The 24643-nt window shown below is 57.4% G+C and carries 19 protein-coding genes; 13 read left to right on the top strand and 6 right to left on the bottom strand.

Annotated elements, in window-relative coordinates; genetic code table 11:
• Window position 1: 1 nt before the first annotated feature.
• The 5 genes from ACYQ54_RS22455 to ACYQ54_RS22435 all read right to left on the bottom strand — a co-directional run bounded on the left by ACYQ54_RS22455 (window position 2) and on the right by ACYQ54_RS22435 (window position 5952).
• Entirely contained in the window at window positions 2-1069 is a 1068-nt protein-coding gene (locus ACYQ54_RS22455) for a lysophospholipid acyltransferase family protein (RefSeq protein ID WP_460086453.1), read from the bottom strand.
• Entirely contained in the window at window positions 1066-2496 is a 1431-nt protein-coding gene (locus ACYQ54_RS22450; protein ID WP_460086451.1) for a cytochrome P450, read from the bottom strand. The genes ACYQ54_RS22455 and ACYQ54_RS22450 overlap by 4 nt, the downstream gene beginning before the upstream one ends.
• A 57-nt stretch (window positions 2497-2553) precedes the next feature.
• Complete coding sequence (locus tag ACYQ54_RS22445) at window positions 2554-2889, bottom strand: DUF423 domain-containing protein (protein ID WP_460086450.1); 336 nt, start codon at window positions 2887-2889, stop codon at window positions 2554-2556.
• Between the two features lie 125 nt (window positions 2890-3014).
• Entirely contained in the window at window positions 3015-5057 is a 2043-nt protein-coding gene (locus ACYQ54_RS22440) for a M3 family metallopeptidase (protein WP_460086447.1), read from the bottom strand.
• A 286-nt stretch (window positions 5058-5343) separates the two neighbouring features.
• Window positions 5344-5952: a pyridoxamine 5'-phosphate oxidase family protein gene (locus ACYQ54_RS22435; RefSeq protein ID WP_460086446.1), complete on the bottom strand. Its 609-nt coding sequence runs from the start codon at window positions 5950-5952 to the stop codon at window positions 5344-5346.
• 484 nt (window positions 5953-6436) lie between these two features.
• Between ACYQ54_RS22435 and ACYQ54_RS22430 the strand changes: the two genes are divergently transcribed.
• The 7 genes from ACYQ54_RS22430 (at window position 6437) to lhpI (ending at window position 13883) form a co-directional block, all read left to right on the top strand.
• Window positions 6437-7783: a substrate-binding protein gene (locus ACYQ54_RS22430; protein WP_460086445.1), complete on the top strand. Its 1347-nt coding sequence runs from the start codon at window positions 6437-6439 to the stop codon at window positions 7781-7783.
• 89 nt (window positions 7784-7872) lie between these two features.
• Entirely contained in the window at window positions 7873-8901 is a 1029-nt protein-coding gene (locus ACYQ54_RS22425; RefSeq protein ID WP_460086444.1) for a branched-chain amino acid ABC transporter permease, read from the top strand.
• Between the two features lie 3 nt (window positions 8902-8904).
• Window positions 8905-10041: a branched-chain amino acid ABC transporter permease gene (locus ACYQ54_RS22420; RefSeq protein ID WP_460086442.1), complete on the top strand. Its 1137-nt coding sequence runs from the start codon at window positions 8905-8907 to the stop codon at window positions 10039-10041.
• 11 nt (window positions 10042-10052) lie between these two features.
• Window positions 10053-10808 carry an ABC transporter ATP-binding protein gene (locus tag ACYQ54_RS22415; RefSeq protein ID WP_460086439.1) on the top strand — a complete coding sequence of 252 codons (756 nt, stop codon included), beginning with the start codon at window positions 10053-10055 and terminating at the stop codon, window positions 10806-10808.
• A complete protein-coding gene (locus ACYQ54_RS22410) occupies window positions 10805-11584 on the top strand; it encodes an ABC transporter ATP-binding protein (protein ID WP_460086436.1) in 780 nt (259 codons plus the stop codon). Before ACYQ54_RS22415 ends, ACYQ54_RS22410 begins: the two co-directional genes overlap by 4 nt.
• A 151-nt stretch (window positions 11585-11735) precedes the next feature.
• On the top strand, window positions 11736-12836 hold the full coding sequence (locus ACYQ54_RS22405) for a calcium:cation antiporter (RefSeq protein ID WP_460086434.1): 1101 nt from the start codon (window positions 11736-11738) through the stop codon (window positions 12834-12836).
• Between the two features lie 102 nt (window positions 12837-12938).
• Window positions 12939-13883, top strand: a complete 945-nt coding sequence (gene lhpI / locus ACYQ54_RS22400; protein WP_460086431.1) for a bifunctional Delta(1)-pyrroline-2-carboxylate/Delta(1)-piperideine-2-carboxylate reductase — start codon at window positions 12939-12941, stop codon at window positions 13881-13883.
• Between the two features lie 36 nt (window positions 13884-13919).
• On the opposite strand, the gene ACYQ54_RS22395 is transcribed toward lhpI, so the two are convergent.
• Entirely contained in the window at window positions 13920-14771 is an 852-nt protein-coding gene (locus ACYQ54_RS22395; protein WP_460086430.1) for a GNAT family N-acetyltransferase, read from the bottom strand.
• Between the two features lie 393 nt (window positions 14772-15164).
• On the opposite strand from ACYQ54_RS22395, the gene ACYQ54_RS22390 reads away from it, so the two are divergent.
• The 6 genes from ACYQ54_RS22390 (at window position 15165) to ACYQ54_RS22365 (ending at window position 24636) form a co-directional block, all read left to right on the top strand.
• Complete coding sequence (locus ACYQ54_RS22390; protein ID WP_460086427.1) at window positions 15165-17780, top strand: caspase family protein; 2616 nt, start codon at window positions 15165-15167, stop codon at window positions 17778-17780.
• A 20-nt stretch (window positions 17781-17800) separates the two neighbouring features.
• Window positions 17801-18112 (top strand): hypothetical protein, encoded by a 312-nt coding sequence (locus ACYQ54_RS22385; RefSeq protein ID WP_460086424.1) that lies wholly within the window; start codon window positions 17801-17803, stop codon window positions 18110-18112.
• 24 nt (window positions 18113-18136) lie between these two features.
• Complete coding sequence (locus ACYQ54_RS22380) at window positions 18137-19762, top strand: caspase family protein (protein ID WP_460086422.1); 1626 nt, start codon at window positions 18137-18139, stop codon at window positions 19760-19762.
• A gap of 161 nt (window positions 19763-19923) precedes the next feature.
• Window positions 19924-20604 carry a hypothetical protein gene (locus ACYQ54_RS22375; protein ID WP_460086419.1) on the top strand — a complete coding sequence of 227 codons (681 nt, stop codon included), beginning with the start codon at window positions 19924-19926 and terminating at the stop codon, window positions 20602-20604.
• A 50-nt stretch (window positions 20605-20654) separates the two neighbouring features.
• Window positions 20655-22538: an adenylate/guanylate cyclase domain-containing protein gene (locus ACYQ54_RS22370; RefSeq protein WP_460086417.1), complete on the top strand. Its 1884-nt coding sequence runs from the start codon at window positions 20655-20657 to the stop codon at window positions 22536-22538.
• Window positions 22539-22884: 346 nt separating this feature from the next.
• Complete coding sequence (locus ACYQ54_RS22365) at window positions 22885-24636, top strand: peptidoglycan DD-metalloendopeptidase family protein (RefSeq protein ID WP_460086414.1); 1752 nt, start codon at window positions 22885-22887, stop codon at window positions 24634-24636.
• Window positions 24637-24643: the final 7 nt, after the last annotated feature.

Genomic DNA, 24643 nt, shown 5'->3' with positions numbered 1-24643 from the left:
GTCAACCGGCTGCGTTCTTCTGGGCAAGAGCCTTTGCATAGGTGCTCTGATCGAACCGCTTCGGCAATCGCAATTCGCCAAGCATGTACCATTCTTCGATGTGCTCGAGAACGATTGGCTCGAACACATCGTTGAGGCGCTGGATCGTCTTTGGCACTTCGTATTTCTGATTTGCATCAGGCCGTTCGAGAGCGGGCAGAATGGTCAACCTGAAGCGGGCCGGGCCGAGCCGGGTCAGGTAGGTCGGAATGATTGTGCCCCCGCAGGAATTGGCAATCTTTACAGCGACAACGGCATTTCCCCTGGTTGGCAGGCTGCGGCCGAAACACGGCAGATGAACCTGCTTGTCGCGAACTTCGTCCACGAAAATGGTCATGGAATACTTGCCGCTGTTCATCAACCGGTGCAGCCGGTATGCGCTTCTCTGGCCGGGAGGGAACAGATATTGATTCCGTGCCTTACGAATCGCATGAACGATGCGGTTCTTGAACCGATTTGGTTCCGGTTGGAATGGTCCGATGCTTGGTCCGGCAAGACCGTCATGGATTGCAACGAAAAGCGCTTCCCAGGTTGCCAGATGCATGGAGGTGAAGATGATCGGTGCACCGACAGCTTCCGCATTACGCAGGTTTTCCAGCCCCTCAACTTCTATATGAGAATTTTTCCATAACTTATTGACAATGCAGAATTCTGAGATTGTTCGGCCACTGTTGAACCACCACCGGCTCAGTCCGGCGTCGCGCTCTGTCTCATTGGACCAAAGACCGGCTGTCAGCAGGTTGTAGTTACGTTCTATGCGCTGCGGGAAATGCTTGCCGCGGTACGACCAGCGCATGAAAGGAACGAGAAATTTGCCGAAATTCGAGACAAAGGCGGGCGGGCACACTTTCAATATGTGATGAAAGAGAGTGTTGAACACACCATCCTTTACGTGCCGCATCCAATGAAGACGCGCAGCAGCGCATTCTTCGTTGTCCTTGGAAAAAACACCTCGCAACCGGGGGGGCGCGGGCTCGTCAGCCAGTGTTTCGGCAAACGGAATGTCTTCCAGCCGTGCCTGTCTGGTCATGTGCGGCGAGAATGCACAGTCATCGGCAGGTTTTCGCCCGGGCGCAACGTGAGGCGGGCGACCGGTTGGACGTCGGTGCCGTCCTTCAGCTTGAGTTCGAAATCCTGGGCAAGAATGGCGAGGCTGAGAATGGCTTCCGTCATGCCGAATTGAAGCCCTGCGCAGATCCGGGGACCGATGCTGAACGGCACATAGCCGTATTTATTGGGTTTTTTCGACTTCGGATTGCGAAACCTGTCCGGGTCGAAGACATCCGGTTTCGACCACAAGACCGGGTTGCGGTGCATCAGCCAGGGCACGACCATCACGAGTGAGCCTTTCGGCACGGCCTTGCCGCCGATAGTGGTGTCCGCCATTGCTTCGCGTGCAAGGATCGGCACCGGCGGGTAAAGCCGCAAGGTCTCTTCAATCACAGCCTTGGTGTAAGGCAGGTTCGGAACGTCCTGGAATGTCGGTGACCGGCCGGCAAGGACCGTATCGAGTTCGGCCTGTAGTTTGGCACGGCTCTTGTCGCATTGGGACAGCAGGAACCAGGCCCAGGCCAGCGTGTTGGCGGTGGTCTCATGGCCGGCCATGAAGATCACTGCTGCTTCGCTGATGATGGCGTCCCGGCTGAGTGGTTCGCCGTTTTCGTCCCGGGCTTCCAGCAAGCCGCCAATGACCGATGCTTCCCCCTTTTCCTTTTGCGCTTCGTAGCTTGCGATGATCTTGTCGAGCACCGTCATGATGCGTTCGACGGGTTTCTTGATCGCGCGGCCACGGAACCGCGGTAGCCATTCCGGCAATCCGAACAGAGACAGGATATCAATCTGGTCAATGTGGCGCTGATAGTCTGAAAACCCCTGAACAACCTCGGCGGCGTGGTCCTTGCCGAGTTGCCGGCCAAAAATGGTCCTGCAAATGATCTCAGCTGTCAGGTGAGCCATGTCGGCAAGCGCATCAACCTCGGCGCCGTCACCCTGGGCAGCCCAGTCAGCACGCTTTTCCTCGATGGTTTCGATCATGATCGGGGCAAACCCCTTGACCCGGGAACCGTGGATGATCGGTGCCACGATCTTGCGGCGTTTGGCCCAGGTTTCCGTGTCACTGATGAACAGACCATCACCGAGCAGAGGCTGTAGCGCGTGACGCATTTGCGGGCTTTTGCGCTGCAGAACTTCGTGGTTGGTCTGAAACGCTTCCCGCACAACATCCGGCCGGTTGCAGATCACCAGTTCCCGGGTGAAGATCTTCTTGCTTCTGAGACGGCTTTGAAAATCGTCAACGCCCCAGATGGATAGAAAATTGCGCTTGGCCATTCCGATCAGGCTCCAGACCGGCGGCATCTTTTCATAACGGAACGGGTAGGGCGGCACGAAGTCCTCGGCCTTGGGGTCAATCGGCCCAGCCTTGTCGGTGTCACCTGTAATTTGTGCAGAAACAGTCACTAAAAAAATCCGGATTTTTTCTGGTTTTGCCGAAATAACCTATCAGATGGCTTTTAGTCACTTGGGCCGAACACGTAAAGCGCAGAGCGCGAGCATCAGCCAGCCCAGGATCACCATCATGCCGCCAATCGGAGCTGACATTGGAAACAGGCGTCTTTCCAGAAAGGCACGCATCAACAGATCACCGCAGAACAAGGTCAGTCCCGCGGCAAGAAATAATAGAACGACCGGAAGAAGCGGCACCCTTCGCGCTTGTGCAACAAGGCCGATACCAAGAAAAACCGGGGCATGAAACAGGAGCATGTGTGCTGCGGTTTCAATCAGGCTTGATGCGCCGGCGTGTGCGGATAACGCCAGACTTACGACACCGGCTGCGCCAATGATACCGGACATGACCATGCCTGTTCTGAGCAGTGGGGCGGTAGGGGTAGCCTGAGGCTGCATGACGGCTTTATCCGTTTATCTTTGAACATTTTGGCCCGCCGGTGAAAACCGGCAGGCGTTGAATGCAGGGTGGATCAGGCAGCAAAACCGCGTTTTTCAAGAAGAGCATCGATTCGCGGAGCACGGCCCCGGAATGCAAGGTAAGCGGCTTCCGGGTCCTGGCGGCCACCTGCTGAATAGATATGGGTCAGCAGCTTTTCCGCCGTTTGCGGATCAAAGGCGTTACCCTTCTCTTCAAATGCTTCGAAAGCATCCGCATCCATCACTTCCGACCACATGTAGCTGTAATACCCGGCCGAATAACCATCGCCCGAGAAGACATGCTGAAAATGCGGGATGCGGTGGCGCATGGTGATTGCCCGGGGCATGCCAATCTTGCCGAGTTCTTCTTTCTCAAAGGCAGAAATATCGAGTTCAGCCGGTTGGCCTAGCAGATGCAGTTCCAGATCGATCAGCGCGGAGGCGGTGTATTCGACCGTCGCAAAGCCCTGATTGAAGTTGGCGGCAGCCAGCAGCTTGTCGAGAAGCGCCTTGGGCATCGGCTCACCTGTCTTGTAGTGCACGGCGTATTTTGAAAGCACTTCAGGCTGGGACAGCCAGTGCTCGTAAAGTTGGGACGGCAATTCGACGAAATCCCGCGCGACGCTGGTACCCGAGATCATCGGGTAGGTCACGTCCGACAGGAGGCCGTGAAGTCCATGGCCAAATTCGTGGAACAACGTACGGGCGTCGTCAAAAGTCAGAAGGGTGGCTTCTCCTTTGGCGCCTTTGGAAAAGTTCATCACATTGACGATGACTGGCGTGACATCGCCGTCAAGCCTGTGTTGCGACCGGAACGCACTCATCCAGGCACCGGAGCGTTTCGAGGATCGTGCGAAATAGTCGCCAAGGAAAAGGCCGACGTGTTTGCCGTCCTTGCCGAGGACTTCGAAAACGCGCACGTCGGGATGATAGACCGGCAGGCCCTTCAGTTCCCTGAAAGAAAGTCCGAAAAGGCGGGTTGCGGTGTCGAAGGCGGCCTGAATGATGTTTTCGAGCTGCAGGTACGGCTTCAATTCCGTTTCATCAAGGTCGTGCTCGGCCTTGCGAACCTTCTCTGAATAATAGCGCCAGTCCCACGCTTCGATCGCATGATTTTCACCTGTGCTTTGGGCCATGTCCGCGAGTTTGGCTTCTTCTTCCCGCGCCTGGGCAACCGCCGGTTCCCAAACCTTCACAAGCAAGCCTCTGACATTGTCGGGGGTCTTGGCCATCGTGTCGTCGAGCTTGAACTCGGCAAAATTCCTGAAGCCCAGCATCTGCGCTTTTTCGGCACGCAATCTGAGGGTTTCCGTAATGATTGCTCGATTGTCCGTCTCTCCACCATTTTCACCGCGGGCAGACCAGGCCTTGAAGGCCTCTTCACGCAACCGTCTGTTGGTTGAAAACTGAAGAAACGGCTCGATTGACGAACGGGACAGCGTGATGACGTGCTTCCCGTCCAGCCCCCGTTCCTTTGCCGCTTCCGCAGCAGCCGTCAGCAGAAAATCGGGTAGACCTGCACGGTCCTCTTCCGTTTCGAGTACCAGCTGATAGTCGGACTCGTCTTTCAGGACGTTCTGGGAAAAACTGGTTCCGAGTGTTGCGAGCCGTTGCGATATTGCTGCCATTCTCGCTTTACCCGCTTCATCAAGGCCTGCTCCTGCGCGCTGGAACATTTTCTGGTAGCGCTCCAGAACGCGCGCATCCTCGGCGTTGAGACCGAGAGAGTCCCTTTCGTCCCACAGAGCGGCAATACGGCTGTAAAGCTGAGGATTGAGCAGCATTTCGGACGAGTGTTTGGCAAGTTTCGGCGCAACCTCGCGTTCGATCTTCTGCAAGGCATCATTTGTGTGGGCGCCCGTCAGATTGAAGAATGTTCTTGCAACCTTTGTGAGCGTCTTTCCCGAAGTTTCCAGGGCGACGATTGTATTTTCAAACGTCGGAGCCGCGTCTTGTTGGGCGATCCGGTCGGTGTCTTTCTGGGCCTCTGCCATGGCCACATCGAAGGCCTCTTCAAAATGCTCGGGGCCAATGGCTTCGAAGGGAGGCAGATCGAACGGTGTGGTCCATTCGGAAAGAAGCGGATTGACGGTCATTTGAGCCTCGACGGGTATCTGGATGGATGTGAGCGAGATATGGCGTACATTGGGGCTGGTTCCAAGCGGTCAGCCGCCAAATAGTGTGTCCTTTGTCGACCAGGTTTGGGGACGCCCGGCTGTCTCCGGTTGGATGAGTGCCGATCATGACATTCAGGTGAGGTTGGGCAAGTTTGCACGACCAAAAAGCAGAACGCGCCAAGCAAACGTCTGGCTCGTGAAGACAATGTGGCCGGTCAGGAGGGGATCGTGGATGTCAGACGTCGCGGCACGCAGGCCTTGACCTTTACCACATCGAGGTTTTGGCGCGTTCAGGCCACTCCCGGTCATAAGTCTTGCCATCAAAATTTGTCTTGATCTCCTGCATGATTTCACCCGGTGTTGGCAGATCGCTCTTGCCAACCTTGTTTTCCTGATCCCAAAGGCCAGCACGCATGATTGCTCTTGCGCACTGGAAGTAGACCGACCCGATGGTGATGACGATCACCGAACGGGGCAGGTGGCCTTCTTTCTCGAAGCTGGCAAGCAGATCAGGTTCAACAGAAACAACCGCCTTGCCGTTGATTCTCAGGACATTGTTCCAGCCGGGGATCATGAACATCAGGGATACACGCGGGTCGCGTATTATGTTGCGCAGTGAGTCGATCCGGTTATTGCCGCGGCGGTCGGGCATAAGCAACGTTCGGTCGTCCTTTATCCTGACGACCATCCCGTCGTCTCCACGCGGAGAGCAGTCGAGCCCTTCCGGTCCGCTGGTCGCCAGGGCGCAGAAGCTCGAGGCCTCGACAAGGCTGCGATAGGCGGGGCTCAGGCTGTTGATTTCCTTGATAACGGACGCCTCACCGGTAGTGCCGTAGTGCGCGTGAAGGTCCTCAAGGGAGGTGAGGATGCTCATGAAGTTGGATCCGGGTCGGTTGTAAAGGGATGAAGGCGTGAGCTGCAGCTTATCCAGCAGAATCTGTTTCCGTCAATTTAGCGATCGGACCCTTTTGAGTACCGAGTTATCTTGCACTTTGGTCTAACGTCTTGAATTCTTGGAATTTTGGACCTTTACGTGAAGGTAACTTTGCATTGCGGTAGGGTGAAGATGCAAGCTGCTGAAAAGTAACAAGAAAAAAATGATGCAATGCAATAATTCCGACGGCGAAAACCGATAATTAGCCGTGATTACTTCAAAAGTATAATGCACTGTTCGGGGGAGGCGATCCGATAGTCGTATTGCTGTCCAGTAACTGATTTTTTTACAGTTATTACAGCTTGCAGTTTTGGCGCGGAGGAGCCGGGGTCCCGGACGGGGAACAAGCCAGGATTGCTTGCAGCTGTACAGCTATTGCAGGCGTGCCCGAGGTGGGCACGCGACGCCTTTCTGGGAGGAAAGTATGAGCTTAATTCGTAAACCCCTCAATCGTCGTTCCATTTTGCGCGCTGGCGCACTGGGCGGTGCCGCTCTGGCAACCCCGACCATTTTCACCAGCCGCGCATGGTCTGCCGGTTATCTCAACGAGCCGACAGGCGCCGAAGTCGTTCTGGGCTTCAACGTTCCGCAGACCGGCGCCTACGCCGACGAAGGGGCTGACGAACTGCGTGCCTATCAGCTGGCCGTGAAACACCTTAACGGCGAAGGCGACGGCGGCCTGCTGAACACCTTCTCCTCGAAGGAGTTGAAAGGTGACGGCGTCAACGGCAAGAAAGTCGCTTTCGTCACCGGTGACACGCAGACCAAATCCGACGCTGCCCGCGCATCTGCCAAGCGCATGATCGAAAAAGACGGCGCCGTGATGATCACCGGTGGTTCGTCCTCCGGCGTGGCGATCGCCGTTCAGTCGCTCTGCCAGGAAGCCGGCGTCATCTTCATGGCTGGTCTGACCCACTCCAACGACACCACGGGCAAGGACAAGCGCAAGAACGGTTTCCGTCACTTCTTCAACACCGAAATGTCCGGCGCTGCGCTGGCACCGGTTCTGAAGAACAACTACGGCACCGATCGCAAGGCCTACCACCTGACCGCAGATTACACCTGGGGCTGGTCGCAGGAAGAATCCATCAAGAAGTACACCGAAGGCATGGGCTGGGAGACGACTGCAGCCGTCCGCACGCCGCTTGGCGCAGGTGACTTCTCGCAGTACATCACTCCGGTTCTGAATTCCGGCGCTGACGTTCTGGTTCTGAACCACTATGGCAAGGACATGGTGAACTCCCTGACCCAGGCCGTTCAGTTCGGGCTGCGCGACAAGCAGGTCAACGGCAAGGATTTCGTGATTGTCGTTCCCCTGTACTCCCGTCTGATGGCGCAGGGTGCTGGCGACAACGTGAAGGGCATCTTCGGTTCCACCAACTGGCACTGGTCGCTGCAGGACGAAGGCTCCAAGGCTTTCGTGAAATCCTTCGGTCAGGAATACGGCTTCCCGCCGAGCCAGGCAGCTCACACCTGCTACGTACAGACACTGCTTTATGCAGACGCTGCGCAGCGGGCAGGCACGTTCGATCCTTGCGCGATTGCTGCGGCCCTCGAAGGCTTCGAATTCGACGGCATGGGCAACGGTCCGACCCTCTATCGTGCCGACGATCATCAGTGCTTCAAGGACGTTCTGGTCGTGAAGGGTAAAGAAAACCCGAGCTCCCAGTTCGACCTTCTGGAAGTGGTTGAAGTCACTCCGCGTTCGCAGGTCGAATACCCGGCAGAAATGCTGGGTGGCGAACTCGGCGCGTGCAACAACGGCGCATAAGCCATTGAAGGTCAGCAGCCGCCGGAGGATCTCCGCCGGCGGCTGCTGCTTATCAAAAGGCAAGTGGCGCAGCAAATATCGGCAAAACCATGGATGTGATTATTCTTCAACTGCTGAACGGGTTGGACAAAGGCGGAGCCTACGCGCTGATTGCCCTCGGTCTAACCCTGATTTTCGGAACCCTCGGGGTCGTCAACTTCGCGCACGGAGCCTTGTTCATGCTCGGCGCGTTCTGCGCGGTTTCGTTCAACAAGCTGCTTAGCCTTGAGATCGTTACCACGGACCCGACCAAGACGACGGCCTGGGGAACACCTCTGGAGATCCGGACACCCTATATCGAGGCTTATCTAGGCGATTTCGGTAATTGGGTCCTCAACTACTCGGTGCCGGTTTCCATCCTGCTTGCCATTCCGGTCATGCTGCTCTTCGGCTTCATCATGGAGCGCGGCCTGATCAAGCATTTCTACAATCGTGCGCACGCCGACCAGATCCTCGTCACGTTCGGCCTCGCCATTGTTCTTCAGGAAATCATCAAGTCGATCTTCGGTGCCAATCCAATCCCGCAAACAGCACCCGACGCGGTGCGCGGTGCGGCTGATATCGGCGCCGCCCTGGGCATGGATCCGGGGGTAATCGTCTATCCGTACTGGCGCATGGTCTATCTCGCATTCGCCGGCGCAATCATAGCAGCCGTGTTCGCCTTCCTGCAATTCACCACGTTCGGCATGGTCGTGCGTGCCGGCATGGCTGATCGTCATACGGTCGGGTTGCTGGGCATCAACATCGAACGCCGTTTCACCATTGTCTTTGCAATCGCCGCAGTGGTCGCAGGTCTTGCCGGGGTCATGTACACGCCAATCCTGCCACCCGACTATCACATGGGCATGGACTTCCTTGTGCTCAGCTTCGTCGTGGTGGTCGTCGGCGGCATGGGATCCCTTCCGGGTGCAGTTGCCGCAGGCTTCCTGCTCGGCATCCTGCAGTCCTTCGCATCAATGAACGAAATCAAGGCCATCCTGCCGGGCATCGACCAGATCATCATCTATCTCGTTGCTGTGGTTATTCTCCTCGTGCGTCCGCGCGGGCTGATGGGCCGCAAAGGCGTCATGGAGAACTAAGAAATGTCATCAAGAACATCTCCTGCACGCGATTACGTCTTCTTCGCAATCTTCGCCGTCGCGGTTCTCACGATGCCGATCTGGCTGGAACCGATCGGCGCAGGCTATCCCGATCTCTTGCAGAAATTTGCAATCTTCGGTCTCTTTGCAACCGGGTTCAACATTCTGTTCGGTCTGACGGGATACCTGTCTTTTGGGCATGCCGCCTTTCTGGGCGTCGGTTCCTACACAGCCGTGTGGACATTCAAGCTGCTCGGCATGAACCCTATCCCCGCCGCGATCATGGCAATCATCGCGTCCGGCATCTTTGCCCTGGCGATTGGCTATGTGTCGCTGCGCCGGTCGGGCATCTACTTCTCGATCCTGACGCTCGCCTTCGCGCAGATGTCCTATAACCTGGCCTATTCCGTACTGACGCCGATTACCAATGGCGAGACCGGCTTGCGCGTGCTGCGCACCGATCCGCGCATTTTCGACGGCAACGGAGGACAGGAAGGTCCGCTGATCGCAAACCTGTTCGGCTACGACATGACCGGATGGGGTGGTTTCTACTTCTGCGCGGTTGTCCTGCTGATCGGCTTCTTCGTTGCCCAGCGGATCTTCCGTTCACCTTTCGGCATCATGTTGCGGGCCGTGAAGACCAACCAGAATCGCATGACCTACACCGGGCTCAACCCGCGGCCGTACACACTGGCAGCGTTCGTGATCTCCGGCATGTATGCAGGTTTGGCTGGCGCACTGATGTGCATCACCGATCCGCTTGCAGGTGCAGAGCGCATGCAGTGGACTGCATCCGGGGAGGTCGTTCTGATGACCATTCTCGGTGGTGCCGGCACCTTGCTCGGCCCGATCTTTGGTGCAGGTCTCATCAAGTATTTCGAGAACATCTTCTCAGCCTTTAACGAACAGACCCTGCACGAGATTTTCGGTTTCCTTCCGGACTTTATCGAAGGGCCAGTGATTTCTGTCGCTAGCCTGTTCGTCGGTGAAGGCTGGCACCTGACGCTCGGTGTTCTCTTCATGCTGATCGTTATCTTCCTGCCTGGCGGCATCATGGAAGGCGTGTCTCGTATCGGCAAGCTGTTCAAGCGGTCGTCCGGCAAGTCAGAGCCTAACCGTGCAACTGCCCCTGCAGAGTAAGGAACAAGAAAATGGAAATCCTACGTGTAGAGGGCGTCAACAAGTCGTTCGGCGGTCTGAGAGCCCTCAACAATGTCAACTTCTCGGTTGAGCAGGGCACTGTTCACGCGATCATCGGACCGAATGGCGCAGGCAAGTCGACCTTCCTGAATTGCATGATCGGCCGGCTTGCCCCCGATACGGGCACAGTGATGTTCGGCGATGTCTCGCTCACCGGCATGAAGCCTTACCAGATCAATCAGATCGGGGTGTCGCGGGTGTTCCAGACGCCGGAAATCTTCGCGGAACTCACCTTGCTGGAGAATGTGATCATCCCGTCCATGGCAAAGCGTGACGGACAGTTCTCACTGCGTCCGTTCAAGCGGCTCGACAGGGACGCAGAGATCCAGGACAAGGCGCTCCACATGCTGGAGGACGTCGGTCTGGCTGAGAAGAAAGACGTCATCTCCGGATCACTGTCGCGTGGTGACAAGCGCCGGCTCGAACTGGCCATGTGCCTGTCGCAGGACCCCAAGCTCCTGCTGCTTGATGAACCAACCGCGGGCATGTCCCGCGCCGATACCAACAACACGATCGATCTTCTGAAGCGGATTGCCGGCCGCGGTATTACCAAGGTGGTCATCGAGCACGACATGCACGTCGTGTTCTCGCTGGCCGACAAGGTCACGGTGCTTGCACAGGGAACGATCATCGCGGAAGGCAAGCCCGAAGAGATCAAGGGTGATCCGCGCGTACAGGAAGCCTATCTCGGAGGAGCGCATCTGTGACCCTACTTGACGACCAGTTCAGCGGCCGGTCCGCGCCAGGCGTTCCGCCGCGCAAGTCTCAGGGCGGAGCTCCGGCCTTCTTCTCTGCCTGGGATCTGCATGCCTATTACGGGGAAAGCTACATCGTCCAGGGTGTCAGCTTCGACATCCGCGAAGGTGAGATCCTGGCGCTTTTGGGCCGCAACGGCGCAGGCAAGACATCGACCCTGCGCGCCATTGCCCGCATGGAAGATCCGCAGTTGAAGCACGGCGAGATCTGGCTTGATCACAAGCCGCTCCACTCCATGAAAAGCTATCAGGCTGCACGCCAGGGCGTTGGCCTGGTGCCGGAAGATCGGCGCATCATTCCGGGGCTGACAGTTCAGGAAAATCTGGAGCTTTCTCAGATCGCCGAGCCGATCGGCTGGTCGATCGAGCGCATTTACGAGCATTTCCCACGGTTGGCAGAACGCCGGGGGCAAGACGCGATCACGATGTCCGGCGGCGAGCAGCAGATGCTTGCTGTTGCCCGCATCCTCGCACGAGACATCAAGTTGCTCCTGCTGGACGAGCCTTATGAAGGCCTCGCGCCGGTGATCGTTCAGGAGATCGAGCGCATTCTCGAGGGTGTGAAGGAGCTGGGTATCACGACCATAATCGTCGAACAGAACGCGATTGCAGCCCTTCATCTCGCCGATAGGGCCGTGATCCTGGACATGGGAGAGGTCGTGTTCGACGGCGCGGCTCAGGAAGTTCTCGACAATGCGGAGTTGCGTCAGGAATATCTGGCGATCTGAGCCTACCTGCGATTCAGGTACGGAAGGCCGGTGCAAAGCACCGGCCTTTTCCTTTTGTCTCGTTTCTTTTGTGTCCGGGGATTGGTTGAAGGGCAAGGCGGCGGTCTGTAGTCTGTTTGAACTGCATACATTTTTTTAATCGGGTTTCTTTGTGACCAGCCTTAAATCGGAATTGCCGAGCCTGACGGGATTTGCCGTCTTTGCCGCCTTCACCTTCGCAGGTGATGCCTTGAAACCGGAAGCAATGGGGATCGTTCCCTCGTTGCTGCTGCTTGCGGCAATTTTCGCAACGGTGATGTGGTGTGCCTTTTCAGTGGTCCGGCATGCGGAATGCCTGGCAACGCTGCTCGGCGAACCTTTCGGCACTCTGATCCTCACCCTTGCGGTCATCGGCATTGAAGTCGCGCTGATCGTTGCGATCATGCTTTCAGGGGATGCGGTGCCGACGATGGCGCGAAACACCATGTTTTCGGTGGTAATGATCGTCCTCAACGGACTGGTCGGTCTCTGTCTTCTGGCCGGAGGTCTTCGCCACAAGAATCAGACATACAATCTACAGGGTGCGAATGCGTTTTTGTCAGTTCTGGTACCACTTGCGATATTTGCACTGGTATTGCCGCGCATCACGCATTCTGCCCCCGGGGGAGAACTGTCGTCCCTGCAGGCCGCGTTCGATGTCGTCATGTGCCTTCTGCTTTACGGTGTCTTTCTCGCCATCCAGACAGTGACCCACAGCGATATTTTTCGGCAGCCCGACGACGACGGACACGAGGAAGGGCACCACGGTGTGGTCGTCCGTTCGATGCCGTTTCACATCGTCGGCCTGCTTGGAGCGCTGCTGCCGATCATACTTCTGTCGAAAAAGCTCGCACTCTACGTTGAGTTCGGTATCGAGGGACTTGGAGCCCCGCTGGCTCTAAGCGGGTTCATTGTCGCAGCGCTGGTGCTGATGCCCGAAGGCCTAAGTGCACTCCAGGCCGCGCGCGAAAACAAGCTTCAGCGCGCCGTGAACATCTGTCTTGGATCGGCGGTGGCAACCATCGGCCTGACTGTGCCTGCTGTCCTTCTCGTTGGATGGGTCACCGGTCTGAGAATAGAACTCGGACTGGAACCTGCTGATATCATTATGCTTGTTCTGACCCTGTTCGTAAGTCTGCTGACTTTCGGCAGCAGGGCAACGAACTATCTCCAGGGCGCCGTGCATTTGGCGCTCTTCGCCGCTTACGTGATGATGATCTTCGATTTGTCCTGAAATTTCGGCAATCCGGAGTTTTTCGCCCGCGCAAATACTTGGACTGCTCCGGGTAATATGATTTGTATCCATGAAAGTTAACACTCAACAGATTGGTTCAAGATGCTGCTTTTGACCGAAAACCAGACCCGCGACGCTCTGCCATTTCCCGATCTGATAGATGCTTTGGCAAAGATGTTTCGGTCGGGTTGCGTCATGCCGACTCGTCACCACCATGACATGGAAATACCCGGTGAGCCGGATGCAACCGTGCTCCTGATGCCGGCCTGGGTGCCTGGAGGCTACGCGGGGGTGAAGGTGGTCAACGTGGTTCCCGGCAATTCCGAGCGCAACCTTCCGGCCATTGCCGCGCAATATCTCCTGTCTGATGCCAGAACCGGAGAAATGCTGGCGCTTATCGATGGTGGCGAACTGACGGCCCGGCGAACTGCAGCTGCCTCGGCTCTGGCCGCCAGCTATCTGGCCCGCTCGGATGCAAGGCATCTGCTGGTTCTTGGTACGGGGCGTCTAGCGCCCAATCTCATCGCCGCGCACATGGCCGTACGCTCAATTGACGAAGTCACCATCTGGGGCCGGTCCAGAGACAAGACGGACGAACTCGTGCGTTCACTGGCCGACCAGTTTCCGGTGAAACTGAAGACGGCAACGAGTTTGAAGACAGCACTTGGGGAAGCGGATATCGTCAGCGCGGCGACGCTTTCCTCCGAGCCGCTTATCAACGGCGCTTTGTTGAAGCCGGGCACGCATGTGGATCTGGTTGGCGCCTTCAAGCCGAGCATGCGGGAGAGCGATGACGAGCTGATCAAGCGCGCGGAGATCTTCGTCGACACCCGCGACGGGTGCTTGTCGGAAGGCGGTGATATCGTGCAGCCGATCAAGGCCGGGTTGTTGTCTCCAGGCGAGATCAAGGCAGATCTTTATGAGCTTTGCCGCGGTGAACACCCTGGCCGGCAGACTGACGAAGCCATTACCATGTTCAAATCCGTCGGCGCCGCTCTGGAAGACCTCGCCGGCGCCATACTCGCCTATCAGTCCGTCGAACATTGACCGGCAAGACGTGACGAAGAGAGGCGGTCAGCCGCCTCAACCCAGTTCAAATGTCGTGATCCCATAGAGCTGGTCAAGCGGAAGTTCGGGAGCCAGTCCGCGATACATGCGGAAGGTTTCAAACTCCGGTGACAGCTCGTATTTTTCTGCCAACAGCAGTGCGGCAGCATTGGGTTCCGGAGTATCCAGGATCACGGTCTGCCCCTTGACCTGACCTGCGAGTGTACGGAACAGCGTGTCGGCAATTTCCGGCTCATCGGCAAACAGTGGTCCGATCTTGTAGCCTTCATGGCACTGGCGGATGATGCCGTAACCCCTGACGTGACCGTCTTCAACAAAGGCAAAACCGCGGCGTGTTTCGAGCATGGGGGCAGCCCATGATTTCAGAAACTGTGTCCGCTCTGCCGGGAAAAAACGCTGGTCGTAGTCCCGGATGCCGGGAAACAGACCATGACCGAGCGGTGCGAGCCGAGGATCCATGGGCGTGTCACACAGCGAGATGCCGGCGTGCCGGATGTTCCGGTAGACCGACCTGAAGCCATGTTCGGCATAACTTGCGGTCTGTTCGTTGACGGCATCCAGGCCGATCACCCGCGATCCCAGGTAAGTCATCGCGTGATCCCAAATCCGGTGTCCGTATCCCATGGACCGGAATTCAGGCTTGCAGATATAAAGACCGATGAAGCCATATGTGTCGCCGTAGCGCACCGCCGATATGACGTTGATCAACTTACCGTCAATTTCGCCGGCAAAATACCCGTTCGGATCGGCAGTGAAAAAGGCAGGTCCATCTTCAATGCCCGGATTCCAGCCTTCCTCCATCGCCAGTTCAAGCGGGATGTGGATCTCTGTTTCCTTCAGTTGGCGAATCCTGAATGCGTCTGTCATCGGGCCTCCTGAGCATCTGCAGGCTTTTTCCTCACCGTAGGATGACTCGGAATGAAAAGAAACACTTGCCTGGGGTGGGGCATTCCCTTGACGTTGCCGAGAGCGCCGACGCGTGGCGTCTTCGTCTCCCTTGCGTCAGGACCGCAAGTGTGCATCACTTTCCGTTAGGGTATCAGAAAGATGGGGGCATCGGTGGCTATAGAGCCGGAAATGCCGCCATGTGAGTTTCATCACAGACAGGCAGCAGCTCTAGCGCAATAGTTTAATGCGGATTTAAGCGCTGAGGACGTTATGCAAAATCGGGATTATCGACCTCTTGCCACAAAGGTTGGCAACTCATTGGCCTCCACCAAGCCGGTTGGCCGGTTGCGGAAGGCTGTCAGGATAGGACTGTTGAGCTTGCCGCTCGGGTTTGCTCTGGCCCTGCCTCCTGCCCAGGCGCTGGCCCAGTCCGACGAGGGACGACGGGTTGCGCTGGTCATCGGCAATCAGGACTACCAGTATGTCACACCACTGGAAAATCCCATCAAGGATACGACGGAAATCGCTCGAATCCTGCGAGAGGCCGACTTCGACGTGACGATAGGCACCGATCTGAACAAGAAAGATCTGGAGCAGGTCGTCCGCCGGTTCCTGCGTGAGCTGAATGACGGCGACACGGCCCTGTTCTACTACTCAGGTCACGCTCTGCAGGTTGGCGAAGCCAATTTCATCCTTCCCGTTGATGCCAAGCTGTCCTCTCAATACGACCTGGAGTTCGAAAGCCTCAAGGTTTCCCACCTGCTGGACTACATGAAGGCTGCCTCAAGCCTGCAGATCGTGATGCTGGATGCTTGCCGCGACAATCCTTTCGAGATTGCCAGTCTGTTTTGGGGTGAAGAGGAGTATTCACTCGGCAAGACAAGAGGGTTGCGCCGTATCCCGAACAAGCTCGGCACATTCATCTCCTACGCCACACGTCCCGGTCAGGTTGCCTATGACGGTGAAGGGCCGATGAGCCCGTTCACCTCTTCGGTAGTGGAAAATGCGCTTGATCCGGCGCTGGAGATCAAGGACCTGATGACCAGGGTTCGCGACGATGTGGTTCGCAAGACCGGCGGGCAACAGATCCCTTATGAGGATTCAACGCTCGTCACCAGCTTCTACTTCGTGCCGCCCAAGCCGGAACCAATCGTGACTGCCCATCACAGGGTCAGCGTATCGGCATCTGCGGGGCCGGCGCCGATCGGAATTCCGGAGCCGGTTCAACCGGAAGGCGGGTCTCTCAAGGCGAAACTCACGTTGCTGCCCGAAAAGGGAACGTTGAAACTGCCTGACGGGCGAGTTGTCACCGAAGGGGATGTGATAGATGCGTCGGAACTGGCGAGCCTCGAATTCGTTCCGGAAGGCTCGCAAGCCGGTGATGTGGAGCTGATTTCCTACGAGGTTACAGACCAATGGGGCGGCTCCGCGTCGGCAATCGCGTCCATAACCGTGGCACAGGCTGAAGAACCGGTTCAAAGCGACCGGAACGAAGAAAGCCGAACGAAGCGGCTTGAAGCCCTGCTGTCGTGGTTGGACAGCGCTGCGTCCAGTGGCGCGGTTGAAGCGGATATCGGCATTGGTCCTGTGAATGTCTACCCGGCTGCACCAGTGGAAGACCTGCCGGCAACGAGCGATTGGCTTAAGGTTGTCTCTGTTGACACTGATCTGCAGCTTGCCTCCGATAACCGCCTGCTGCAGGCCGGTGACCGCTTTCCTGTATCTGCTCTTACGACCTTGACCGTCCGGCCACAGATCGGCAGCGAACGCGAAGCGCGGAAGTTTTCATTGGAACTGCCGGCCATCGAAGGCAAGGCAGCAAAAACGATCACGCAGATAGTGCAGCCCCGCGTCACACAGTGCGACCGCCTGGCAACCCAGCCTTTCGACTTGCAGGCTGTGACGGAAGGACGTTTGGCAAACGATCTCGATGCAGCCGCGGTGGATGCGGCTTGCGCCGAGGCGATGGACGCTTATCCGGAAGTTGGCCGTTTCGTGTTCCAGCGTGGCCGCGGTGCATTTGCCGCCGGTAATCTGGAGCAGGCAATCGGCTATTTTGAGCAGGCCTACCAGGTGGGGCATGTCCGTGCTGGACAGGTTCTGGGACGCATGTACTTCCTCGGTGCCGGTATCGACCGTGACCGCAAGAAGGCTGTCGACCTCTACCGCAAGGCAGCCGAGCGCGGCGATGCCTATGCGTTGCATTCGCTTGGCATGGCAGAGATCAAGGGAGAAGGAACGGCCCAGAACGAAAAGGACGGCCTTGAAAAGCTGCTCCAATCAGTAGAAGCGGGCCATACCTTCTCGTTCAACGCCATCGGAGGCTTTTATCTGAATGGCCAGCATGTGGAAGAGAACATCGACCGGGCTGTTTATTATTACAATCGCTCGGCGTCACGGAACGACATCTATGGCTTCCTGAACGTGGGAACGCTCTATCGCGATGGCAAAGGCGTGCCGCAGGATTACGAAGCAGCGCTTGGCTGGTTCAAGAAAGCCCATGAGGGTGGCCATCCCGCAGCAGGCACTGCCATCGGACTGCTTTATTACAACGGCCAGGGTGTTGAGAAAAACGACGAAGAGGCAACACGCTGGTTCCGTGAAAGCGCCCAGCGCGGTGACCCCTGGGGTGCTTTCAACACCGCATGGATGCTCGGTCAGAAGAATGGCGAAGCGGCAGGGCAGGATCGTGTTCGCATGCTTGCCATGGCAGTGGCTGTCGAGCCTTCCTCAAAGGCAGCGGAGCAGGCAAAGACTGCTTTGGGGGAAGCGCAGAAGAATCTGAAGGCAAAGGTCTTGCAGCAGACCTTGACCGACCTCGGTTTCGATCCGGGACCGGTTGATGGACAGCCGGGGCGGAAAACCCGTGAAGCCTTGGCAGAATTCTTCAAAGCCTCTGGACGGTCGCCTTCCGACGGCGATGAGGCCCTGATTGCATTGGTCAAGCATCAGTGGGAACAGAATCGTCCCAGATATGATCTGTTTTAATCATCGAGGGAGATATTCAGATGAAATCGTTTGTGCACATTTTGCCCGTCACAGGACTGCTGGCCCTCATGGTCGCAGGATGCCAGACACAACAAAATCCGGCTCCTCAAGGGGTGAGGCAGCCTGCTGCCACAAACACGACGACGAACCGGAGCACCACCAGACCCGTCTACGATCCGATCAACGATCCAAGCATACGCGATAACGACAACGGCGGTGGCAATAGCGGTGGTGGTAATAGTGGCGGTGGCGGCAATAGCGGCGGCGGCGGCGGCGGCGGCGGTGGCGGTGGCGGCGGCCCGAGTGGCGGTGGCGGCGGCAGCTGGGGCTGACCTCACGAGAAAAAGGTAACATCGATGAGCGTTTCCATTTGCCTGGCACCCGGCCGAAAGTTCTGGGTCAGGATCTGCGGACTGTTTTTTCTTGCAGCGAGCTCTGCTTTCCCCGCTGAAGCCGGACAGTGGCGAGCGCTCATCATTGGCGTAGACGCCTATCAGCATGTTTCTCCTTTGAAGGGCGCGGTCAATGATGCGAGGGACATCGCCGAAACATTGTCTGCAGCTGGTGTCTCCGACCTCACCACGTTGTTTGATGCTGATGCTTCCAGGCAGGCAATCCTGTCGTCCTGGCAAGACCTGATTTCTCGCTCCGCACCTGATGATGTTCTTGTTTTGTCCTATGCTGGGCATGGGGCGCAGGAGCCCGAGTGGGTAAAAGGGTCGGAAGAAGACGGTATGGATGAAGTCTTTCTTCTAGCCGGCTTCGATATTTCCGCACCGGGCAATGGCGAACGACTGAGAGACGACGATGTCGCGGCGATGCTTCGCGCAGCCGGCGGGCGTAACGTTCTCGTCCTCGCAGACAGTTGCCACTCAGGAACCATGACACGATCCGTGGATCCGCGTATCAAGAGGCTGGGCACACGTCTGGTCGGCCTTCCCCCGTTTGATAATGACGCACTGCGGTCGCAACCGCTCCCTCCCATGCTGGCGGGAAACGCGACCCAGACAGGCGATATTCAGGATCTGCCCAACGTAATTTATGTCGGCGCGACCGTAGACGGACAGGTCATTCCCGAGTTGCTGATTGCCGGTGAGCCGCGCGGTGCCCTGAGCTGGGCGTTTGCGCGGGGAGTTGAAGGACGGGCGGACCTTGATCGTGACGGCGGTATTTCCATGGAGGAACTCAGCCTGTTCCTGAAGGAAACCGTGCGCGTTGCGACAGAGGGGCGTCAGTCGCCAAGCCTGAACATGAGCGGGGAAAGCCGTGCCGCTGTTCTGCCACGCGTCAACGAACAGATTTTTGCGCATGAAAACGGCGTCTTGACTCTCTCCGCCAGCACGGACGCCGCGACGCCGGTCTTGCAGCAGCTTGCCAGCAAACAGGAAGGCCGCTTGAAGGTGGTAGAGGAGGGGACCGCGGATCTGTTCTGGGATGTCGAGGAAGGAGACGTGCTGACAAAATTCGGCGATGTGGTTTTGCGTGGCAAGGCTACCAATATCGACCGGTTTGCCGACGTCGTGACCAAATGGGGCTTTCTCACCGACCTTTATGAATTGTCGCGTGAGCGCCAACCCATCGAAGGAACTCTCCAGCCATCTGTCGGGCACATTCCGGAAGGCGATGCGTTCAAGGTCGGGCTTAAGTCGGACCAGGCAGGCAATATGGCCGTTTTTGCACTGGAGGCCGATGGAACACTACGTCTGCTTGCACCGAACAAGAAGGCCGATCCGCTGGGCAAGGACACGACCGTTGCAGCAGCGCGGCCCTATGTTCTGAACCTGCGGGCTGCCTTGCCATTCGGGGCAGACCATATCGTTATGGTGCGGGCTACCAAACCGATGCCTCAACTGGTTGGTGTCTTGGCTGCTCTGGACGGCAAGCCATTGAGCGCGGAACTGACACCGAAATTGTTGGAGTTGATTGCCCAAAATGCAGACGCGGTAGGCATTGCGGGTGTCTATACCGAGCCTGCTGACTGATGTCCGGAGGCTTCGTCTATCTTGTTGCGGTTGAAAAGAATTTTTTGTGACCATAGCCACACTCATTTTGCCATCCTCTGGTAATATCTATCCATAGTCAGCGCTGGGCCTTGTCCAAATGGCCGGGCGTGTTGGAATGACCAGGGAATCAGGAGCCCTTCATGAAACAGATTTTGAAGCACGCCTGTTCAAGGCGAAGTTTGCAGGCCACGGGCGCGCTCGCCGGTCTGATGTTTGCGGTGTCCGCAGGTGCGGCACTCGCAGACCCCATTGCGCTGGTACTCGACAAGTCCGAAGGCGTCGATGTCTCCGCCTTTACCGAGCTTATGCCCGGTGACGTGGTCGATCTCGGCACTACCGGCCATGTCGATCTGCTCGACTATTCTGCGTGTCAGGAGGTGAGGATCCAGGCTGGTGTCGTAAAAGTATCCTCCGAAGGCTATACGGCTGAGGGGTCGGAGCAGACGGTACTGAGAGCGGGTAACTGCCTGCAGGCCGATAGCGGAACCGACAGTGAGAAGGCCGACAAGGGCCTGACCGTCACATTGCGTGGCCTGACATTGGAAAACAAGAAAGCTGCGTCTTTGATGTTGCGCTTCGACAACAAGCTACGCGATCAATACGACACTGTGTTTGTGTCCTTCGGAGGCGGCGAACCCAAGCGCTTCGACATGCTCGATAACATCCTTACCGATATGCCGGACCGCGAGCCGGAAGATGAAGCGGTTGAAGTTGAACTGTTCCTGCAAGGCAAGGCACCCGACTATGGTGTCGTCATGCGCACGATCACCATCGACCCGGTCCAGGTTGGACGGAAAACCGCGGTTGTCATCGTGAAATGATTTTTGGCGGCCGGTTCGCGGACGCAGCCATTGGACGCAGACAGCTCATCTTGCTCATCGCCCTTGTCGCGGTGGGGGCTGGCATCGCCATCGGTTTATCCGCTCAAAAGGCCATCTGGGAAGGCTGGGTGACAGACCGCCTGTTCCAGATCAAGGCCTTCATGCACAACAAGGAGCAGGCCCCCCCTGCGCCTGTAGTCGTGGTCGGCCTCGATCAAAAAGCTCTTGATTCCGACCGGTTGGCACCAATTCCGCGGGTTCTCATGACCCCGGTGCTGGCTGAGGCTGGACAAGCGATGCTGAATGCCGGTGCGGTGGCGCTGGGCTACGATTTTGTGTTTGCGTATAGCGCGGACGGCTTTGTGGACCCGAGCACCGGTGAAGCCAGGTTAAAAGGCTTCGATCTGGCATTTCAGCGGTTCCTCTATCAGAACCGCGGCAGAGTCTTCATTGCCCATACCGAAATAGGCGTGCCCCAGCGCATGTTCTCAGCCGCGGCGGGGGAAGGTGGTGTCAGGTCGGTTATCGTCTCGACAGACAGCGACGGTGTGGTTCGGCGGCACGAACCCCAAGCACCACTTACCGCTTCGCCGCACCTTATCGATGCTCTTCTCGGGATGGCGGGTGCGGATGTTGCCGAAGCCTACATCCCGATTCCCTCTGCCCGGTTGGCGACTTCCGTTCCATATCTTTCGCTCATCGACGTTCTGCAGCTTCTGGAGAGTGACCAGGGCAGGCAGGAGCTTGCCCGTTTTGCCGAAGGGCGGATAGTACTCTTCGGTGGTCTCTTGCCTTATGAAGACGAACACCTTTTTTCAGACCGGTTCCTGCCGCACCTGCCTGCCGAACTGGCGGAGACAGGCCCAAGCGGACGCCCGCGCGTTCAACCTCAAACGGCTGGTGTGTTTGTGCTGGCCGATTTCATCGGCTCCGCGATTGCCGGACGAATTGTGATCGAACCTCCCGCAGGCCTGGTTCCGGCTCTAGCCGTCCTGTTCGCAGCGATAGGCACGCTTGCCGGCCTGTCGCTGCCCCTGTTCGTTCTACCCCTCGTGGCTGTCGGTGGTGTGCTGTGTGGACTGGGAGTGAGCCTGGGCAGTATTGAGCTCGGCATGTTTCCGTCGCCGGGTGTTGCGCCGGTGGCCTTCGTCTCCGCAACAATCATTGCGGCGGTCGGCAAGGTCGGCATTCTCCAGCGCCGTCAGCGGTCTCTGGTGCGGCTCTTCGGTCACTACCTTGCACCTGATGTCATCAAGCTGATGGCCAGTTCGGAGCAGCTGCCGGCGCTTGGCGGGGAAACCCGGCATGTGGTCGTTGCCTTCATCGACATAGTCGGCTTCACCAAGATGTCTGAAAAGCTGGCAGATCAGGATGTGGTTCGCGTGGTCAATTCCTGTTTCGACAGGATCGGGCAGGTGATCACAGCCCACCAGGGATACATAGACAAATACATCGGCGACGCCATCATGGCGGTCTGGAACGCGCCGAATACGGTTGACCATCCGGAACAGTCGGCGGTCGATGCCGCCAGCGAAATCATACAGCTGTTGGACCGACTGCGAGAACTCACCGGCCAACCGCCTTTGGATCTGCGCATCGCTCTCAATGCCGGGCCGGTCCTGGTTGGTGACATTGGCGGCGAACATCGCCGGTCGTTCACGGTCATGGGAACGACGGTCAACACCGCCAGCCGCATCGAGTCTGTCGCCAAGGACCAGAAGGTACGTCTTGCTGTCAGTCAATCGGTTGCCGAAAAGCTGCCTGCGTCCTATCCGGTCGTGGAGATCTGGAAGGGGCAATTACGTGGTCTCAGCTCGGACATTTCTGTCTACACGCTGGATCTGCCGGAAATGTACATGGAGCCGGAGGAGCAACGGGAGAAAGCGCGAGAAGAGCAGGACAGGAGCAAACTGGTCACATTTCCTCGTTCTTGACGAAGCGCCTCCAAACACAGCATTTTTTGCATCTCCTTCAATCATCCGGCATGATCGGAATATAGTATTTCGGCAGCCTGAGCAGCTGCGGTGCTGCGCTTAAGGTCTCATTATGGTCCAATGGCCTGACAACCAAAATCCGGGTGCAAATCGCCCTGAATTTGACAGGACAGTGATCCGTCCGTCGCACAAGGCGGCGCAATCCGGGACCAGCGATACTTCTTCGCCGAAATCGAGCCAATCACCAGGTAAACCGGCGCCACCGAAACGGTCTCCCATTGTCCTTTACGCTGCAATGGCGCTGGGGTTTCTTGTGCTGGGGGGCGTTACCGGCGGGATTGTTCATTTGATTTCCTCCGGCGCGATTTCCCTGTCACCGCCAGAGGAGCTTGGCTCTCAGGAAATTGCTGACGCGGTGTCAGATAGCGCCAGTCCGGAGATCACGTCGCAGCAAGACGCGACCGAAACTGCCGACGCCGAACTGCCTCTGGAACAGGACGTTGAGGATGCGGAGCTGGCGAACGAAGAGGATCTCGACGTCCCGGCCGATCCGTTTTTCGACATGGCCCTGTCTGCCGTCATCCCGTTGGCAGGAGACCCGGTTCTATTGAAGGACGGCGCCGCTAACAGGCGGATAGACTTGTCGGAACGGCCTGTTCCGGCTTCTGCGACAGGGGATGGCGCCGTGTCGATCCCATCCGTTGCCGCTTTCGTTCTCGACAGTCAGATGCTGGACGAGGACGGCAATCTGGTTATTCGCGCTCCTGGTAGTGAGGCGGACTTCCAGTTCGGCAATTTTGGCGGCGGGGATGAAGCCGAAGGTATTGTCGTTGAAGAAGATGCAGGACCTGCAGACGATAGCTCTTCCGACTTGCCGGTGTTTCTGAAACCATCGACCGACACGCTGAACCTCTATCTGACCGAGCGTCCCATCGGACAGGGGCCGAGCCGGATCGAGGTTCGCGAGGAGGTGACAAAGGCAACTTCGCTCAAGGAATTTCTGAAAGACAATGGATTTGATGAAGAGGTACTTGATCCGCTGATCGAGTTTGCATCAAACCATTTGAAGAAGAGCGATTTGGTCGCAGGCGATAAAATCGCGGTGCGCGGCGTCCGGATGCCGAACAAGCTTGGCCGGATTGGCGACTATTATCGGCCTGTGCAGATTTCGATTTATGCGCAGGAAGGCTATGTCGGGACGGCAGCTTATTCGGCGGGAAGAGACGGTGAGGGGTACGTTGCTGGCGCGGATCCCTGGTTTGGCAAGACCATCGTGGAAGAGAAGGGATCGGTTGAGGAGGCGGCACAACCTGCGAACTCGCATCGCCTGATCGACGGCCTCTATGCGACGGCGGTCCGCAATGCCGTGCCCGCTTCTATCGTGGGCGAGGCAATCGCGTATCTTGCCCCCATGACCGACCTCAAACGGTCGATCAAGCCTGACGAGCGGTTCACGCTTGTGTTCACGGACGCTGCTCGTGACGAGAAACGTGGCGGGGGCAGAGTGCTCTTTGCAGGCGTTCGTCGAGGGGACGACTGGTCAGTTCGATGCTACGTCCTGAAGGCACCTGGCAATCGCGGATTTGCCTGCGTGAACGAAGGCGGTAAGGTCAGTCTTTCTGGCGCCATGCTCGTGCCGGTCAAAGGTGTTCTGACCTCCAAATTCGGTATGAGATTTCATCCGATCAAGAAGACCGAGCGCCTGCATGCGGGGGTTGATTGGGCCGCTCCCACCGGCACCGCTATCCATGCGGCTTTTTCCGGGAAGATCAGTTACCGGGATGTCCGCGGTGGTTATGGCAATTTTATTGAAATCACCCACAAGGACGGCATCACCAGTCGCTATGCGCATATGCATGAGTTCGCAGATGGCATCCAGCTTGGGACCGTTGTGCAGGCGGGTGATCTGATTGGCTATGTCGGAACCACAGGACTGTCGACGGGGCCGCATCTTCATTTTGAGATCAGGCACAAGGGGGAGCCGACAGACCCATTGGCCTTCGAAATGGAGACGGGAGCAGATGCCCCGCAATCGGTCGGTGGCAAGGATCTGCAGGAATACCGTACGGCGATCGCCGACATTTTAAGTGCGCAGTGAAACAACG

The sequence above is a fragment of the Roseibium sp. LAB1 genome (assembly GCF_054658235.1).
This window is presented reverse-complemented; position numbering and strand designations above follow the sequence as displayed.

Excerpts from the sequence above, each read along its gene's own strand:
- ACYQ54_RS22455 (WP_460086453.1), bottom strand. The coding sequence starts at position 1,069 with ATGACCAGACAGGCACGGCTGGAAGACATTCCGTTTGCCGAAACACTG.
- ACYQ54_RS22445 (WP_460086450.1), bottom strand. The coding sequence starts at position 2,889 with ATGTCCGGTATCATTGGCGCAGCCGGTGTCGTAAGTCTGGCGTTATCC.
- ACYQ54_RS22440 (WP_460086447.1), bottom strand. The coding sequence starts at position 5,057 with ATGACCGTCAATCCGCTTCTTTCCGAATGGACCACACCGTTCGATCTG.
- ACYQ54_RS22435 (WP_460086446.1), bottom strand. The coding sequence starts at position 5,952 with ATGAGCATCCTCACCTCCCTTGAGGACCTTCACGCGCACTACGGCACT.
- ACYQ54_RS22430 (WP_460086445.1), top strand. The coding sequence starts at position 6,437 with ATGAGCTTAATTCGTAAACCCCTCAATCGTCGTTCCATTTTGCGCGCT.
- ACYQ54_RS22425 (WP_460086444.1), top strand. The coding sequence starts at position 7,873 with ATGGATGTGATTATTCTTCAACTGCTGAACGGGTTGGACAAAGGCGGA.
- ACYQ54_RS22420 (WP_460086442.1), top strand. The coding sequence starts at position 8,905 with ATGTCATCAAGAACATCTCCTGCACGCGATTACGTCTTCTTCGCAATC.
- ACYQ54_RS22415 (WP_460086439.1), top strand. The coding sequence starts at position 10,053 with ATGGAAATCCTACGTGTAGAGGGCGTCAACAAGTCGTTCGGCGGTCTG.
- lhpI (WP_460086431.1), top strand. The coding sequence starts at position 12,939 with ATGCTGCTTTTGACCGAAAACCAGACCCGCGACGCTCTGCCATTTCCC.
- ACYQ54_RS22395 (WP_460086430.1), bottom strand. The coding sequence starts at position 14,771 with ATGACAGACGCATTCAGGATTCGCCAACTGAAGGAAACAGAGATCCAC.
- ACYQ54_RS22385 (WP_460086424.1), top strand. The coding sequence starts at position 17,801 with ATGAAATCGTTTGTGCACATTTTGCCCGTCACAGGACTGCTGGCCCTC.
- ACYQ54_RS22380 (WP_460086422.1), top strand. The coding sequence starts at position 18,137 with ATGAGCGTTTCCATTTGCCTGGCACCCGGCCGAAAGTTCTGGGTCAGG.
- ACYQ54_RS22375 (WP_460086419.1), top strand. The coding sequence starts at position 19,924 with ATGAAACAGATTTTGAAGCACGCCTGTTCAAGGCGAAGTTTGCAGGCC.